The sequence below is a fragment of the Bradyrhizobium embrapense genome, assembly GCF_001189235.2.
Lineage (GTDB): Bacteria > Pseudomonadota > Alphaproteobacteria > Rhizobiales > Xanthobacteraceae > Bradyrhizobium > Bradyrhizobium embrapense.
In genome coordinates this window covers 1190932-1204021 of sequence record NZ_LFIP02000002.1, presented here as the reverse complement: position 1 = coordinate 1204021, position 13090 = coordinate 1190932, and the positions used below count along the sequence as shown (strand labels likewise).

Here is a 13090-nt window from a genome sequence, read left to right as displayed (position 1 = left end):
AAGGGAAGTAAGGCTGCCCGCGCGGTAAAGGCTTCGGCGAGGACGCGCCAATGTGCGGCCCGAGCCGAGGCCATGATGGACCAGATTGCCGTTCACCAGGACAGCGCGACCAGCACCGACTGGCCGGTTGCGATCTACCGCACGCTGAAGAATTTTGGCGTCGCGCAGGTGTCCTACGTCCCCGACGCGGGACATTCCAAGCTGATCAAGCTGTCGCACGCCGATGCCGACATCAAGACCACGGTGCTGACGACCGAGGAAGAAGGCGTCGCGCTGTCGGCCGGCGCCTGGCTCGGCGGCGACCGCGCGGTGCTGCTGATGCAATCGAGCGGCGTCGGCAATTGCATCAATATGCTCTCACTGATGGCGAGCTGCCGCTTCCCGCTGCTGACATTGGTGACGATGCGCGGCGAATGGGCCGAGTTCAATCCCTGGCAGATCCCGATGGGCCGCGCGACGCCGCAGGCGTTCGAGATCATGGGCACCACCGTGCTGCGGCTCGACCATCCCGACGACGCCGAGGAGGTGATCTCGGCGGCCGCCTCGCTCGCCTTTGACGGCGACCAGCAGGTCGCGGTGCTGATCTCGCAGCGGATGATCGGCCGCAAGAAGTGGACGAAGGAGACGCATTGATGTCGGCATCAACAGGCACGCTCGATCGCCGCGCCGCCGTGAACGCGCTGCTCGCCGACCGCGGCGATCTACTCGTGATCTCCGGGCTTGGCTCCTCGTCTTACGATGTGTTCGATGCCGGCGAGCATCCCGGCAATTTCTATCTCTGGGGCGCGATGGGTGGCGCCGCGATGGTCGGTCTCGGGCTCGCGCTGGCGCAGCCGAAGCGGCCGGTTCTCGTCGTCACCGGCGACGGCGAGCAGCTGATGGGGATCGGCAGCCTGTTGACCATCGCCACCAAGCAGCCCGGCAATCTCTCGATCGCGGTGCTCGACAACGGCCATTTCGGCGAGACCGGGATGCAGCTCAGCCATTCCGGCCTCGGGGCGAAGCTGGAGGTGATCGCAAGCGGCGCCGGCATCGGCCATGTATCCGATATCGCCGACATGGCCGGCATCGATCGCTTCCGCAAAAGCTTGCGCGATCTCGCTGGCGGCCCGCGGCTGGCGCGCATCCGTATCGCGGCCGGCGAAGTCGAGCGCGCGCTGCCGCCGCGCGACGGTACGTATCTCAAGAATCGCTTCCGCGGCCATCTCGGTTTCCAGGTGCGCTGAGATCACAATGCACGCACCGCCGTCATTGCGAGCGAAGCGAAGCAATCCATCGCGCGGCATGCGCGGAGGCATGGATTGCTTCGTCGCTGTCGCTCCTCGCAATGACGATGATAGGCCTACGCCGTCAGCGCGCTCAGGCGAGCTGGATATCCCAGAGCCCCTCGGCGCGGCACGCGGCGACCTCCTCGCGCAGCAATTTGGCGATCAGCGTGATGGCATTGGAGCCGGGATGTTCGACCGGCGAGGCCAGCGTCAATTCGCGCCGCGGCGCGGGACGTGCGATCGGCGCAGTCTCGAGCCGGCCATCGGCGACCTCGCCGCGCACCGAGGATGGCGGCAGCATGGTGTATCCGAGCCCCTCCTCGACCAGACTGGTCAGCACCCGGAACGAATCCGCCTCGAGCTTGACGTCGAGCGTGACCTTCTTCTTCGCCGCCGCGTGCTCGATCATGGCGCGGAGCCCGTGCGAATGACTTGGAAGCACCAGGCGCTGGCGCAGCAGCCAGCCGATGTCGACCTGCTTCTTCTGCTTCAGCCCGCTGCCGCGCGGGCCGACCGCGACGATCGAGTCGCGGCCGAGGCTCTGCACCGCCAGATGCAGATCGACCGACGGGCCGTAGATCACCGCAAGGTCCATCTCGCCGCGATGCAGCCACTCGATCAGGTGACCGCTGTAGCTTTCGACGATGCAGAGCGAGATGCCGGGATAGCGCTCCACCGTGCGACGCGCCAGCCGCGCCGAGATCACGCAGCTCACCGTCGGCACCAGCCCGAGCACGACGCGCCCGGACGGCGCGCCGCCAGCGGACTGGATGTCGTCGCGGATCTGGTCGATCTGCCGCACGATACCGCCGGTGCGCGCCAGCAGCAGCCGGCCGGCGTCGGTCAGCACCATGCCGCGGCCGTTGCGCGTGAACAATTCGGTGCGCAGCTCGTGCTCCAGCAGCTTGATCTGCCGGCTCAGCGCCGGCTGCGCCACCCGCAAGGTATCCGATGCCTTGCTCAGACTCCCGAGTTCCGCGACGCACGCAAAGGTCCTAAGCTGGCGGAAATCCATACTTGCCAATCCTGGAAGGCAGGTTCATACGCTATAACAAAACAGCATAGGGAGTTTACCGGGGCCCCACAACAGCGGGCGCTTCACCCGGCGTCTGCGTAACCTCGCGACAAGAAGAACCAATGACCGCACACGAACAACACACCGACGACCATTCCGACATCCGCGACGCCGTCGCAAAGCTCTGCGCGCAGTTTCCCGGCGAGTACTGGCGCAAGCTCGACCGCCAGATGGCCTATCCGAAGGAGTTCGTCGATGCGCTGACGGAAGCCGGCTATCTCTCGGTGCTGATCCCCGAGGAGTATGGCGGCGCGGGCCTGAAGCTGTCGGCCGCGGCGGCGATCCTGGAAGAGATCCAGCGCGCGGGCTGTAACGGCGGCGGCTGCCACGCCCAGATGTACACGATGGGCACCGTGCTGCGGCACGGCAACGATGCGCAGAAGGCGAAGTACCTGCCGAAGGTCGCGACCGGCGAATTGCGATTGCAGGCGTTCGGCGTCACCGAGCCGACCAGCGGCACCGATACATCGTCGCTGAAGACCTTCGCACGCCGCGAGGGCGACCACTACGTCGTCAACGGCCAGAAGATCTGGACCAGCCGCGCCGAATATTCCGACCTGATGGTGCTGCTCGCACGCACCACCCCGAAGGAGCAGTCGAAAAAGCGCACCGACGGCCTCTCGGTGTTCATCGTCGACATGCGCGAGGTGAAGGGCAAGGGGCTGGAGATCCGCCCGATCCGCACCATGATGAACCACGCGACGACAGAAGTGTTCTTCACCGACATGAAGGTGCCGGCGGAGAATTTGATCGGCGAGGAAGGCAAGGGTTTCCGCTACATCCTGTCCGGCATGAATGCCGAACGCATCCTGATCGCGGCCGAATGCGTCGGCGACGCCAAGTGGTTCATCCAGAAGGCGACCGACTACGCCAAGGAGCGCAGCGTGTTCGGCCGGCCGATCGGCCAGAACCAAGGCATCCAGTTCCCGATCGCGAAAGCCTACGCCTCGATGCGCGCGGCCGAATTGATGGTGAAGGAAGCCACCCGCAAATACGAAGCCGGCCTCGACTGCGGCGCCGAGGCCAACATGGCCAAGATGCTGGCGGCCGATGCCTCCTGGGAAGCGGCCAATGCCTGCGTGCAGACTCATGGCGGCTTCGGCTTCGCCGAGGAGTACGATGTCGAGCGCAAGTTCCGCGAGACGCGGCTCTACCAAGTGGCGCCGATCTCGACCAACCTGATCCTCTCCTTCGTCGCCGAGCACGTGCTCGGCATGCCCCGCTCCTACTGAGTTGCCAGATCATGCTGCCGCTTGAGGGACTGACCGTCATCGCCGTCGAACAGGCAGTCGCCGCGCCGTTCTGCTCGTCACGCCTCGCCGACGCCGGCGCTCATGTCATCAAGATCGAGCGCCCCGAAGGCGATTTCGCCCGCGGCTACGACGCCGCGGCGAAGGGCCAGAGCAGCTATTTCGTCTGGCTCAACCGCGGCAAGGATTCCGCCGTGGTCGACCTCGCGACCAAGGAAGGCCGTGCGCAGCTCGAGCAGCTGATCGCGGGCGCCGACGTGCTGCTGCAGAATCTCAAGCCGGGCTCGATGGACAAGCTCGGCTTCTCGCGCGAGCGGCTGCGCAAAGACTACCCGAAGCTGGTCATGTGCACCATCACCGGCTATGGCGACACCGGTCCGTACGCCGATCGCAAGGCCTATGACCTCCTGATCCAGGCCGAGAGCGGGCTGGCCTCGATCACCGGCGGCCCCGAGGGCGCCTCGCGCGTCGGCATGTCGATCGTCGATGTCGCGACCGGTGCCACCGCGCACGCCGCGATCCTCGAAGCGCTGATCGGCCGCGGCCGCACCGGAGAGGGAGCCGACATCCGGATCTCGATGTTCGACGTGATGGCCGACTGGCTCACGGTGCCGCTGCTCAACGCCGAAGACGGCAAGTCGCCCAAACGCATCGGCCTCGCCCATCCCTCGATCGCGCCCTATGGCGTGTTCCGCTCCAGGGACGGCAAGGAGATCCTGATCTCGATCCAGAGCGAGCGCGAGTGGAAGACGCTGTGCGCCAAGGTGCTGGGCCAGCCCGGCCTGCCCGACGATCCGCGCTTCGCCAACATGGTGGAGCGCGTGCGCAACCGCGCGCTGACCGACGGCATCGTCAGCGACAGTTTCAGCAGACTGACGCGCGAGGAATTGCTGGGCAAGCTCGCCGAGGCCGACATCGCCTTCGCCGAGGTCAACAGCATGGACGACCTCGCCAGGCATCCGCATCTGCGCCGCATCGAGGTCGACACGCCGAACGGCAAGGTGAGCTATCCGGCACCGGCTGCGATCGTGGTCGGCGAGAACAGGCACTACGGCAAGGTGCCCGCGATCGGCGAGCGCATCAAACGTTCCTGAGATCCCTCCTGCCCGGGCAACACAGACATGACCGACAAACTCGACCTCGATCATCTCCGCCAGTGGATCGGCAAGACCACCGAGTCCTCCGACGTCGTCACCAAGTATCTCGTGATGGGGCTGCGCGCGACTCTGTTCCAGGAGATCGGCGAGCCGAAGGCCGGCGACACTGCGCCGTGGACGACGCATTGGTGCCTCGCTCAGCCGGTGTTTCCGATGTCGCAGCTCGGCCCCGACGGCCACCCGACCCGCGGCGGCTTCCTGCCGCCGGTGCCGCTGCCGCGCCGGATGTGGGCTGGCGGCGAACTGGAATTCTTCGACGCGTTGCGCATCGGCGATGACGCCAGGCGAACCTCGAAGATTGCGGACGTCACCGTGAAATCGGGCTCGACCGGCACGCTGTGCTTCGTCTCGGTCAATCACGAGGTCACGACCTCGCGCGGGCTTGCGATCCGTGAGCGGCAGGACATCGTCTATCGCGAGATGACGAGCACGCAAGCCGCAGCGCCTGCCAAGGCGCCGCCGCCTGCCCCGGCCGCGCAGCATCGCGAGAGCCACGTTTCCGATCCTGTGCTGCTGTTTCGCTACTCGGCGCTGACCTTCAACGGCCACCGCATCCACTACGATCGCGACTACGTCACCAAGGTCGAGGGCTATCCGGGCCTGATCTTCCACGGCCCGCTGCAGGCCTCGTTCATCGTCGAGCTCGCCGCGAAGCTGCGCGGCGGCAAACCGCCGAAGAAGCTCAGCTATCGCGGTGTGCAGCCGCTGTTCGAGGGCAGCGAGTTCTCGATCAATGCCAACGACAAGGACGGCGGCATGGAGCTGTGGACCGCGAATGCCGAGGGCCAGCCGACCATGAAGGGCACAGCGACCTGGTAGTCGCGCGCGCGCCTCACATCAAGATGCGACGGGAATACGAGGCGCTTTCATCAACGCCTCGTATTCCCTATTGTGATCGCATTCAGCCACGGATCACGGGATCATGAGTCGCTTCTGGAGTTCGGTCGTCCACAATCTGTCGCCCTACGTGCCCGGCGAGCAGCCGAAGATCGGCGGCCTGATCAAGCTCAACACCAACGAGAACCCCTACCCGCCGTCGCCGCGCGCGGTGGCGGCGATCACCGCGGCCACGGATCGGCTGCGGCTCTATCCGGACCCGCGCGCGACCGCCCTGCGCGAGGCGATCGCGACGCGCTACGGCGTCACGGCAGACGAGGTGTTCGTCGGCAACGGCTCGGACGAGGTGCTGGCGCACGCCTTTCCGGCGCTGCTGAAGCATGACGCGCCGCTGCTGTTCCCCGACATCACCTACAGCTTCTACCCGGTCTATTGCCGCCTCTATGGCGTCGGCCACGAGACGATTCCGCTCGATGCCGCGATGCGGATCAACCTTGCCGACTATCGGCGGCCTGGCAGCGCCATCCTGCTGTGCAATCCGAACGCGCCGACCGGCATCGCGCTGCCGCGGGCCGCGATCGAGGCGCTGGCGACCGAGCAGCCCGACCGTCTCGTGGTGGTCGACGAGGCCTATGTCGATTTCGGCGCCGAGAGCGCCGTGCCGCTGGTCGCGCGCCACGACAATCTGCTCGTCATCCAGACGCTGTCCAAGTCGCGCGCGCTGGCGGGACTGCGCGTCGGTTTCGCCGTCGGCCAGCGCCCGTTGATCGAGGCCTTGGAGCGCGTCAAGGACAGCTTCAACTCCTATCCGCTGGATTGCTTTGCGATCGCCGGCGCCGTCGCCGCGATCGGGGACGATGCGTGGTTTGAAGAGACCCGGCAACGCATCATCAGCAGCCGTGAGGCGCTCGCCCGCGGCCTCACGGAGCTCGGCTTCGACGTGCTGCCGTCGTCGGCGAATTTCGTGTTCGCCCGCCATCCCGGCCACCGCGGCGCCGATCTCGCCGCGAAACTGCGCGAGCGCGGCGTGCTGGTGCGGCATTTCCAGAAACCACGGATCGAGGATTTCCTGCGCATCACGGTCGGCACCGACGATGAATGCGGCCGCCTGATCGGCTTGTTGCGTCAGATGGTGTGATCCAGTTTCGGCTGCTACTGGAACCGAACGCCGGCCAGCGCGTTCCCCGCCGTGACGGAGGACGCCATGATTAGAGACGAACAGGTCGCGGTTCTCTGCGACATCGCGCAATCCATTGCCTTTGCCGACGACGTGCAGGGTGAAGTCGACCGGCTGATCAAGGAGGGCTACGTCGCCAAGGACGGCGATCTATACGAGCTGACGCCGAAGGCCGAGAAGCTGCTGTCGGATCGCGGCGCCAGCCTCAACCAGGCGTGACGCTGCTCGCGACCGAGCTTACGCCGCGGGCGTGCACAGCGTCGCTGATATCTTGATACCGAGCCCTGCGGACTCCTCGCGGAACTGCGCGATCGAGCGCGCGTTGCGATGGGCCTCGAACGCGGCGTCATCCTGGTAGACCTCGTAGATCAGGAGCTTCGCGGCGTCTTCGCGCGGCACCAGTATCTCGAAGTGCAGCGTGCCCGGTTCATCCCTGAGCGACCGGGCGCCATGCGCCGACAGCAGCGCCAGCACCTGATCCCTCTTTTCTGGCGCGACCTCGACGTTGGCGATGAGTGCAAGCTTCGGCATGATGAATACTCCTTTCGGTTCCGTTGAATGTTCAGATCAGCTGCGCAGCGGCCGAAACGCGTCCCGAACCTCTCGACTGAAGATGTCCGGCTGCTCCCACGCGGCGAAGTGACCGCCGGCTTCGGCCTGATGGAAGTAGATCAGCTTGTGGTAGGCCTTTTCCGCCCAGCTCCTCGGCGCCACGAAGCTCTCGCCGGGAAACGCGGTCACGGCAGCCGGGACCGTGACATTGGCGGGCAGATAGAAGTTGGTCTTGTTCTCCCAGTACAGGCGGCCCGACGAGATCGCCGTGTTGGTCAGCCAGTAGAGTGTGATGTTGTCGAGCACGTCATCGCGGGTCAGTGCGCCGGCGGAATGCCCGTTGACGTCGCGCCCGAGCACGGCTGATTGCATTGCGGAGGCCGGCTGCGCATAGCGGTCGCCGTGATCGAGCAGCCAGGCAGCGAGGCCGGCAGGCGAATCCGCAAAGGCCGCGAGCGACTGCGGGCGCGTGCCCATGATCTGCGCGTAGGCGCGTCGCTTCGCGAATTGAAGCTTGAGCTGGTCGAAGGCGTGCTGCTCCTCCGTGGACATGTTGTCCGGCGCAGGGCCGCCGGTGCTCACCGCCCTGAAGACCTCGGGCGGAACGACGCCAGGCAGGTTGACGTGGATGCCGAGCAACTCCGGCGCACCCAGCTTGGCCATCTCATTGGAGACCGGCGATCCCCAATCGCCGCCCTGCGCCACGAACTTGCTGTAGCCGAGCCGCTTCATCAACTGAACCCAGGCCCGCGCGATGCGCTGGGTATCCCAGCCGACCGTGGTCGGTTTGCCGGAGAAGCCGTAGCCCGGCATCGACGGGATCACGAGATGGAACGCATCCGACGCGCTGCCGCCGTGTGCGGTGGGATCGGTCAGGGGGTCGATGATCTTCATCTGCTCGATGACCGAACCCGGCCAGCCATGCGTGACGATCAGGGGCAACGCGTTGTCATGCTTGGAACGTACGTGAATGAAATGGATGTCCAGTCCGTCGATTTCGGTGATGAATTGCGGCAGCGCGTTGAGCCGCGCCTCGACCTTCCGCCAGTCGTAGTCGGTCTGCCAGTAGCGGACGAGATCTCGCAGCATCGCCTGGGGAACGCCCTGGGAGTCGTCATTGACGGTCTCCTTGTCGGACCATCGGGTCGCGGCCAGACGGCGGCGAAGGTCGGCGAGGTCCTCCTCGGGAATGTCGACGCGGAACGGGCGGATCGCATCATTCTCCGCCGCCCCGACGGGATGCGAGGGGAACAGACTGGCGGCACCTGCGACAGCAGCCAGGCCCAGCGCCGCGCCCGTCAACAGCCTGCGCCGGGTCCGGTCGATGGCTCCCTGGGTCGATTGGCCTGTTGCGATTGCAGCCGGTGTCTTCGATGTCGCAGTCATTTGACTGTCTCCTTGGAACGAGAGGCCGCCGGCAACGCCGCGATCACCTCCGTGGTTGTCAGGATGGAATGGGCGTAGGTCGGGCCATTCAGCTCATGAGCGGCGTGCATCATGTCGTGCGAGAAAGCGGCGGTGGCATCGCGCACCAGCGTCACGTGGTAGCCGAGCTCCATCGCGAAGCGCGCGGTCGATTCGATGCAGGTGTTGGCCAGCAGCCCGACCACGATCACGTGCGTGATGCCTTTCTGCTTGAGCAGGAAATCGAGATTGGTGTTGGCGAACCCACTCTGCCCCCAATGCTCCCCGGCGATCAGGTCGCCGGGCTTGGGGGCAAAGTCCGGATGCCAATCGCCGCCCCATTCGCCGCGCGCAAAGCTATGGCGCTGCATGATCAAGCGCTGGGTCGGATTGGGATGATCCCAATCCGCATAGTCGCCCGGCTCCCAGCGGCGGTGCGGGACGATCACCACCTGGATCCCGGCGCCCCGGACCGCGCCGTCGAGCCGGCGCAGATTGTCGAGTAGCCCGACCTCGTCGGCGATCGGCTTGATGCGCGGAAACACCAAGCCGCCCTCGGAGAGGAAATCATTGTAGGGATCGACGAGAAGCAGCGCGGTTCGCTCGCGTGGATAGATGATCTGGGACATCGATCACTCCTTGGCCATCAGGCAGCGGTTGGATTTGCTTCAACGACGCGCTCCGTTCACTCGGGCAGCGGCTTGCCGGCTTGTTCGCGGACGATGTACTCGGCGTACCAATCGGGCCAGTTCGCATCGTGGCCGCCGGTCCGTTTCTCGTGTTCGCCATGGGCTGCTGCCGCGCGGCGCAACGCAGCGGCGAGATCGGCCGCGGAGGAGAAATCCGTGCTGTTGCCGTCGACCCGCCCGGGCAGGCGTTGCGTCACCTGCTGCAGCAGCCAGACGTTGCCGTCGGGATCGTTGAACGTGGCGAGCGACCCGTAGCTCGGACGTTCCGGGTCCGGGCCCTTGATGCGACCTTCCGCGCCGCGGTGAAACACCTCGCTGACATCGGCGCCGCGCGCGATCAGCTCGGTGCGCGCCGCTTCGATGTCGTTGACGATGAGGAAGCGCGGCAGCGCGGGTCCCGAGCCGAGATGGATCGAGGTCGGCGAGCCTGGCGGCGTCAGCTGCAGGGCGCGCGAACCGTCAGGTCTGACGAAGTCGGCATCAAGGCGCCAGCCCAGGTCCTGGTAAAAGCGCTTGGCGCGGTCGACATCCGAGACCGGAATGACGACGACTTCGAGCTTCAAATCGACTTTGGCCGCTGTCGGCGCCTGTTCGGTGGTCATGGCTAGCTCCCTGGTGATGACAGACCGGGCCATCAACGGCCCATTGCATTTGCGACGATGCCGCGCCATATTGCTATGAAAATCATAGTAACAAGCCTGATGAAGAAAACGTGATGACCAGAATGAAGGGCAACATGACTGACCAAACGCTGTGCCCTGTCGCGCGCGCCGAAGCCGTCGTGGGCGACCGTTGGACCGTACTCGTTCTGCGCGAATTGTTCGCGCGAAATCATCGCTTCGAGGAGATTCAGGCGCAGACCGGTGGCACGCCGCAAATGATCACCGCGCGCCTGAAGACGCTGGAAGCGGACGGGCTGGTGACGCGGCGCGTCTACAACAAGCGTCCGCTGCGCCACGAATATCACCTCACCGAGAAGGGCGAAGCGTTCTTTCCGGTGATGATGGCGCTGCGCGCCTGGGGCGAGACCTGGTGCAAGTCACCGCGCGAAGGCCGGGCAATGAAGTACACCCATCTCGTCTGCGGCAAGCCGGCCGGGCTCGGTCCGGTCTGCGAGTCCTGCGGCGAGCCGGTCCGTCGCGCCGACATGGTGGGCGAGCGGACGCCGAAATATCAACGCGAGCGCGATGCCCGATGGGAGGCCTTCAAGGCAACCCGCTGAATTCCCCGACGCCGCCGGCGCGAGCGGACGACGCGAGAGCCTTCGCATCGTCGCAGCGTCTCGATCACACCGGGCCGATCCGGCCGAGCCCCGCATAGCACAGGAGACCACCATGCCATTCGTTCGTATCGACCTGAAGCGCGGCAAGTCCGCCGAATATCGCAAGACGCTCGGCGAGATCGTCTACAAGGCGATGCGCGAGGTGATCAACGTGCCCGAGAACGACAAGTTTCAGGTCATCACCGAGCACGATCGCGGCGACCTCAACTACGCCGACAACTATCTCGGCAACAATTACAGCGACGATCTCGTCTTGATCCAGATCACGCTGAATGCCGGGCGGACCGTCGAGATGAAGAAGGCGTTCTACAAGCGGATCGTCGACGATTTCCAGAGCCAGCTGCAGGGACGTCCAGACGATATCTTCATCAACCTGGTCGAGGTCGCCAAGGAAAACTGGTCGTTCGGCAACGGCATCGCGCAATACGCCAGCTGAACGCGGAACAGGCATGCGCCGGACGGACGGCCGCCTTGACTGGCGGCTTGCCGCCCGCCGCTTGCGATCGGCATTGCCAGCACGCAGAGGCGAAAACACCAGCTATGTGACCGGGCTCCAGCAGGATTTCGACAAGCAGTTCGCCAAGCAGACCGCCGCGCTGCAAAAATCCAACTAGCAGACCGCAACTTTCGGCCGTTGCTGCGGCAACTATGGGGACTGCGGCTTGACATCGTCAGGCAATCCATCGAGAGGTGGATTGCCTTTCCGCTTTTGCGACACGCAATGACGGAACGTAACAAGACAGGAATGGAAACCGCCTGATGTCATCCCGTAAACCCGAGGCCAGCAAAGGCAAGACCGTCACCGTCAAGGACGCTACCTTCGGCCTCCTGCGCGCCTGGGGCATCAAAAAGGTGTTCGGCAATCCCGGTTCGACAGAGCTGCCGTTCCTGAGCGACTGGCCCGACGACATCGATTACGTGCTCGGCCTGCAGGAAGCCTCCGTCGTCGGCATGGCCGACGGCTATGCGCTGGCGACGCGCAATGCCGGTTTCGTCAACCTGCATTCGGCGGCCGGCGTCGGCAACGCGCTCGGCAACATCTACAACGCCTATCGCAACCAGACCCCGCTCGTGATCACCGCCGGCCAGCAGGCGCGCTCGATCATGCCGCTGCAGGCCTTCCTCTATGCCGAGCGTGCCTCGGAGTTTCCGCGGCCTTACGTCAAGTTCGCCGTCGAGCCGGCGCGCGCCGAGGACGTGCCGGCGGCGATCGCGCGCGCTTATTACATCGCGATGCAGCCGCCCTGCGGGCCGACCTTCGTCTCGGTGCCGATCGACGACTGGGCGCATGCGACACAGCCGCTCGAGGCGCGCCAGGTCAGCCGCGAGGTCGGCCCCGATCTGTCGGCGATGCAGGCGCTGGCGGCCGCGCTGGGCGCGGCCAGGCGCCCTGGCCTCGTCGTCGGTCCCGCCGTCGATCGTGCCGAAGCCGTCGACCTTATGGTCAAGGTCGCCGAGAAGACGAAAGCCGCGGTCTGGGCCAGCCCGTTCTCGGCGCGCTGCTCGTTCCCTGAGCGCCATCCGCAATTTGCCGGCTTCCTGCATGCCGCACCTGGCCAGCTGTCCGACGCGCTGCGCGAGCACGATCTCGTCTTGGTGGTCGGCGCGCCGGTCTTCACCTTCCATGTCGAGGGCCATGCCGCGATCTTCGACGGCACAACGGCGATCTTCCAGATCACCGACGATCCCGATGCGGCCGCGATGACGCCGACCGGCCACAGCATCGTCGCGACCATGAAGCCGGCGCTGACGGCGCTGCTCGATATGCTGCCGGAGACCAAGCGCTCCGCGCCCGCGGGCCGCGTGCTGCCGCCGGCGCCCGCGGCCGGCGACCCGATCCCCGCCGAATATGCGCTGCATGCACTTTCGGCCGCGATGGGACCCTACGACGCACTGGTCGAGGAGGTGCCGTCGCATCGCCCGCTGATGCAGAAGGCGATGCCGATGCGCGGCCAGGACAGTTTTTACACCATGGCGAGCGGCGGCCTCGGCTACAGCCTGCCGGCGGCGGTCGGCATGGCGCTCGGCCGCAGCAAAGGGCGCACGGTCTGCCTGATCGGCGACGGCTCGGCGATGTATTCGATCCAGGCGCTGTGGACCGCCGCACAGCGCAAGCTGCCGCTGACGGTCGTCGTGATGAACAATTCCGGCTATGGCGCGATGCGTTCGTTCAGTCAGGTCATGCAGGTCCGCAACGTGCCGGGCCTCGATTTGCCCGGCATCGATTTCGTCAAGCTCGCCGAAGGCATGGGCTGCGACGCAATGCGGGTGACGAAGTCGGCCGATCTTCCCGCCGCCTACCAGCGCGCGCTGTCGCATCAGGGCGCCAGCCTGATCGAGGTGATGGTGGATTCCGCGGTGCCGCTGCTCTACACGCAGAAGAATTGAGCGGGGATCCT

General features: G+C 65.6%; 16 protein-coding genes. 11 read left to right on the top strand and 5 right to left on the bottom strand.

Features of this window, described 5'->3' with window-relative positions:
• The first annotated feature begins 72 nt into the window (after positions 1–72).
• Both AKN83_RS13115 and AKN83_RS13110 read left to right on the top strand, forming a co-directional pair.
• Complete coding sequence (locus AKN83_RS13115) at positions 73–633, top strand: thiamine pyrophosphate-binding protein (protein WP_157113341.1); 561 nt, start codon at positions 73–75, stop codon at positions 631–633.
• Positions 633–1226 (top strand): thiamine pyrophosphate-dependent enzyme, encoded by a 594-nt coding sequence (locus AKN83_RS13110; protein WP_050404135.1) that lies wholly within the window; start codon positions 633–635, stop codon positions 1224–1226. Before AKN83_RS13115 ends, AKN83_RS13110 begins: the two co-directional genes overlap by 1 nt.
• Positions 1227–1359: 133 nt before the next feature.
• On the opposite strand, the gene AKN83_RS13105 is transcribed toward AKN83_RS13110, so the two are convergent.
• A complete protein-coding gene (locus AKN83_RS13105) occupies positions 1360–2283 on the bottom strand; it encodes a LysR family transcriptional regulator (RefSeq protein WP_050404134.1) in 924 nt (307 codons plus the stop codon).
• Between the two features lie 122 nt (positions 2284–2405).
• Here AKN83_RS13105 and AKN83_RS13100 point away from each other — a divergent pair, with 122 nt between their 5' ends.
• The 5 genes from AKN83_RS13100 (at position 2406) to AKN83_RS13080 (ending at position 6983) form a co-directional block, all read left to right on the top strand.
• Positions 2406–3575 (top strand): acyl-CoA dehydrogenase family protein, encoded by a 1170-nt coding sequence (locus tag AKN83_RS13100; RefSeq protein WP_050404133.1) that lies wholly within the window; start codon positions 2406–2408, stop codon positions 3573–3575.
• Positions 3576–3586: 11 nt separating this feature from the next.
• On the top strand, positions 3587–4687 hold the full coding sequence (locus AKN83_RS13095) for a CaiB/BaiF CoA transferase family protein (protein ID WP_050404132.1): 1101 nt from the start codon (positions 3587–3589) through the stop codon (positions 4685–4687).
• A 27-nt stretch (positions 4688–4714) separates the two neighbouring features.
• Entirely contained in the window at positions 4715–5569 is an 855-nt protein-coding gene (locus tag AKN83_RS13090; protein WP_050404131.1) for an HTD2 family dehydratase, read from the top strand.
• Between the two features lie 103 nt (positions 5570–5672).
• Positions 5673–6725 (top strand): histidinol-phosphate transaminase, encoded by a 1053-nt coding sequence (hisC, locus tag AKN83_RS13085; RefSeq protein ID WP_063695314.1) that lies wholly within the window; start codon positions 5673–5675, stop codon positions 6723–6725.
• 66 nt (positions 6726–6791) lie between these two features.
• A complete protein-coding gene (locus AKN83_RS13080) occupies positions 6792–6983 on the top strand; it encodes a hypothetical protein (protein WP_050404130.1) in 192 nt (63 codons plus the stop codon).
• An 18-nt stretch (positions 6984–7001) separates the two neighbouring features.
• Here AKN83_RS13080 and AKN83_RS13075 read toward each other — a convergent pair whose 3' ends face one another.
• The 4 genes from AKN83_RS13075 to AKN83_RS13060 are packed head-to-tail and all read right to left on the bottom strand — an operon-like array spanning position 7002 to position 10011.
• Positions 7002–7295 carry a putative quinol monooxygenase gene (locus AKN83_RS13075; protein ID WP_050404129.1) on the bottom strand — a complete coding sequence of 98 codons (294 nt, stop codon included), beginning with the start codon at positions 7293–7295 and terminating at the stop codon, positions 7002–7004.
• Between the two features lie 36 nt (positions 7296–7331).
• Positions 7332–8702 carry an epoxide hydrolase family protein gene (locus tag AKN83_RS13070; RefSeq protein WP_050404128.1) on the bottom strand — a complete coding sequence of 457 codons (1371 nt, stop codon included), beginning with the start codon at positions 8700–8702 and terminating at the stop codon, positions 7332–7334.
• Positions 8699–9349 carry a cysteine hydrolase family protein gene (locus AKN83_RS13065; RefSeq protein ID WP_050404127.1) on the bottom strand — a complete coding sequence of 217 codons (651 nt, stop codon included), beginning with the start codon at positions 9347–9349 and terminating at the stop codon, positions 8699–8701. Before AKN83_RS13065 ends, AKN83_RS13070 begins: the two co-directional genes overlap by 4 nt.
• Before the next feature lie 56 nt (positions 9350–9405).
• Positions 9406–10011, bottom strand: a complete 606-nt coding sequence (locus AKN83_RS13060; protein ID WP_050404126.1) for a VOC family protein — start codon at positions 10009–10011, stop codon at positions 9406–9408.
• A 134-nt stretch (positions 10012–10145) separates the two neighbouring features.
• Here AKN83_RS13060 and AKN83_RS13055 point away from each other — a divergent pair, with 134 nt between their 5' ends.
• From AKN83_RS13055 to mdlC, 4 genes are all read left to right on the top strand, one after another.
• Positions 10146–10631: a winged helix-turn-helix transcriptional regulator gene (locus tag AKN83_RS13055; RefSeq protein ID WP_244521969.1), complete on the top strand. Its 486-nt coding sequence runs from the start codon at positions 10146–10148 to the stop codon at positions 10629–10631.
• 112 nt (positions 10632–10743) lie between these two features.
• Positions 10744–11127 carry a tautomerase family protein gene (locus AKN83_RS13050; RefSeq protein ID WP_050404124.1) on the top strand — a complete coding sequence of 128 codons (384 nt, stop codon included), beginning with the start codon at positions 10744–10746 and terminating at the stop codon, positions 11125–11127.
• Positions 11128–11140: 13 nt separating this feature from the next.
• Positions 11141–11305 carry a hypothetical protein gene (locus AKN83_RS41160; protein ID WP_244521968.1) on the top strand — a complete coding sequence of 55 codons (165 nt, stop codon included), beginning with the start codon at positions 11141–11143 and terminating at the stop codon, positions 11303–11305.
• A gap of 145 nt (positions 11306–11450) precedes the next feature.
• Positions 11451–13079 (top strand): benzoylformate decarboxylase, encoded by a 1629-nt coding sequence (gene mdlC / locus AKN83_RS13045; protein ID WP_050404123.1) that lies wholly within the window; start codon positions 11451–11453, stop codon positions 13077–13079.
• Positions 13080–13090: the final 11 nt, after the last annotated feature.

Bases quoted from the DNA above. Each gene is read 5' to 3' on its own strand.
- AKN83_RS13110 (WP_050404135.1), top strand. From the start codon at position 633: ATGTCGGCATCAACAGGCACGCTCGATCGCCGCGCCGCCGTGAACGCG.
- AKN83_RS13115 (WP_157113341.1), top strand. From the start codon at position 73: ATGATGGACCAGATTGCCGTTCACCAGGACAGCGCGACCAGCACCGAC.
- AKN83_RS13075 (WP_050404129.1), bottom strand. From the start codon at position 7,295: ATGCCGAAGCTTGCACTCATCGCCAACGTCGAGGTCGCGCCAGAAAAG.
- AKN83_RS13050 (WP_050404124.1), top strand. From the start codon at position 10,744: ATGCCATTCGTTCGTATCGACCTGAAGCGCGGCAAGTCCGCCGAATAT.
- AKN83_RS13070 (WP_050404128.1), bottom strand. From the start codon at position 8,702: ATGACTGCGACATCGAAGACACCGGCTGCAATCGCAACAGGCCAATCG.
- AKN83_RS13065 (WP_050404127.1), bottom strand. From the start codon at position 9,349: ATGTCCCAGATCATCTATCCACGCGAGCGAACCGCGCTGCTTCTCGTC.
- AKN83_RS13055 (WP_244521969.1), top strand. From the start codon at position 10,146: ATGACTGACCAAACGCTGTGCCCTGTCGCGCGCGCCGAAGCCGTCGTG.
- AKN83_RS13090 (WP_050404131.1), top strand. From the start codon at position 4,715: ATGACCGACAAACTCGACCTCGATCATCTCCGCCAGTGGATCGGCAAG.
- hisC (WP_063695314.1), top strand. From the start codon at position 5,673: ATGAGTCGCTTCTGGAGTTCGGTCGTCCACAATCTGTCGCCCTACGTG.
- mdlC (WP_050404123.1), top strand. From the start codon at position 11,451: ATGTCATCCCGTAAACCCGAGGCCAGCAAAGGCAAGACCGTCACCGTC.
- AKN83_RS13095 (WP_050404132.1), top strand. From the start codon at position 3,587: ATGCTGCCGCTTGAGGGACTGACCGTCATCGCCGTCGAACAGGCAGTC.
- AKN83_RS13060 (WP_050404126.1), bottom strand. From the start codon at position 10,011: ATGACCACCGAACAGGCGCCGACAGCGGCCAAAGTCGATTTGAAGCTC.
- AKN83_RS13080 (WP_050404130.1), top strand. From the start codon at position 6,792: ATGATTAGAGACGAACAGGTCGCGGTTCTCTGCGACATCGCGCAATCC.
- AKN83_RS13105 (WP_050404134.1), bottom strand. From the start codon at position 2,283: ATGGATTTCCGCCAGCTTAGGACCTTTGCGTGCGTCGCGGAACTCGGG.
- AKN83_RS41160 (WP_244521968.1), top strand. From the start codon at position 11,141: ATGCGCCGGACGGACGGCCGCCTTGACTGGCGGCTTGCCGCCCGCCGC.
- AKN83_RS13100 (WP_050404133.1), top strand. From the start codon at position 2,406: ATGACCGCACACGAACAACACACCGACGACCATTCCGACATCCGCGAC.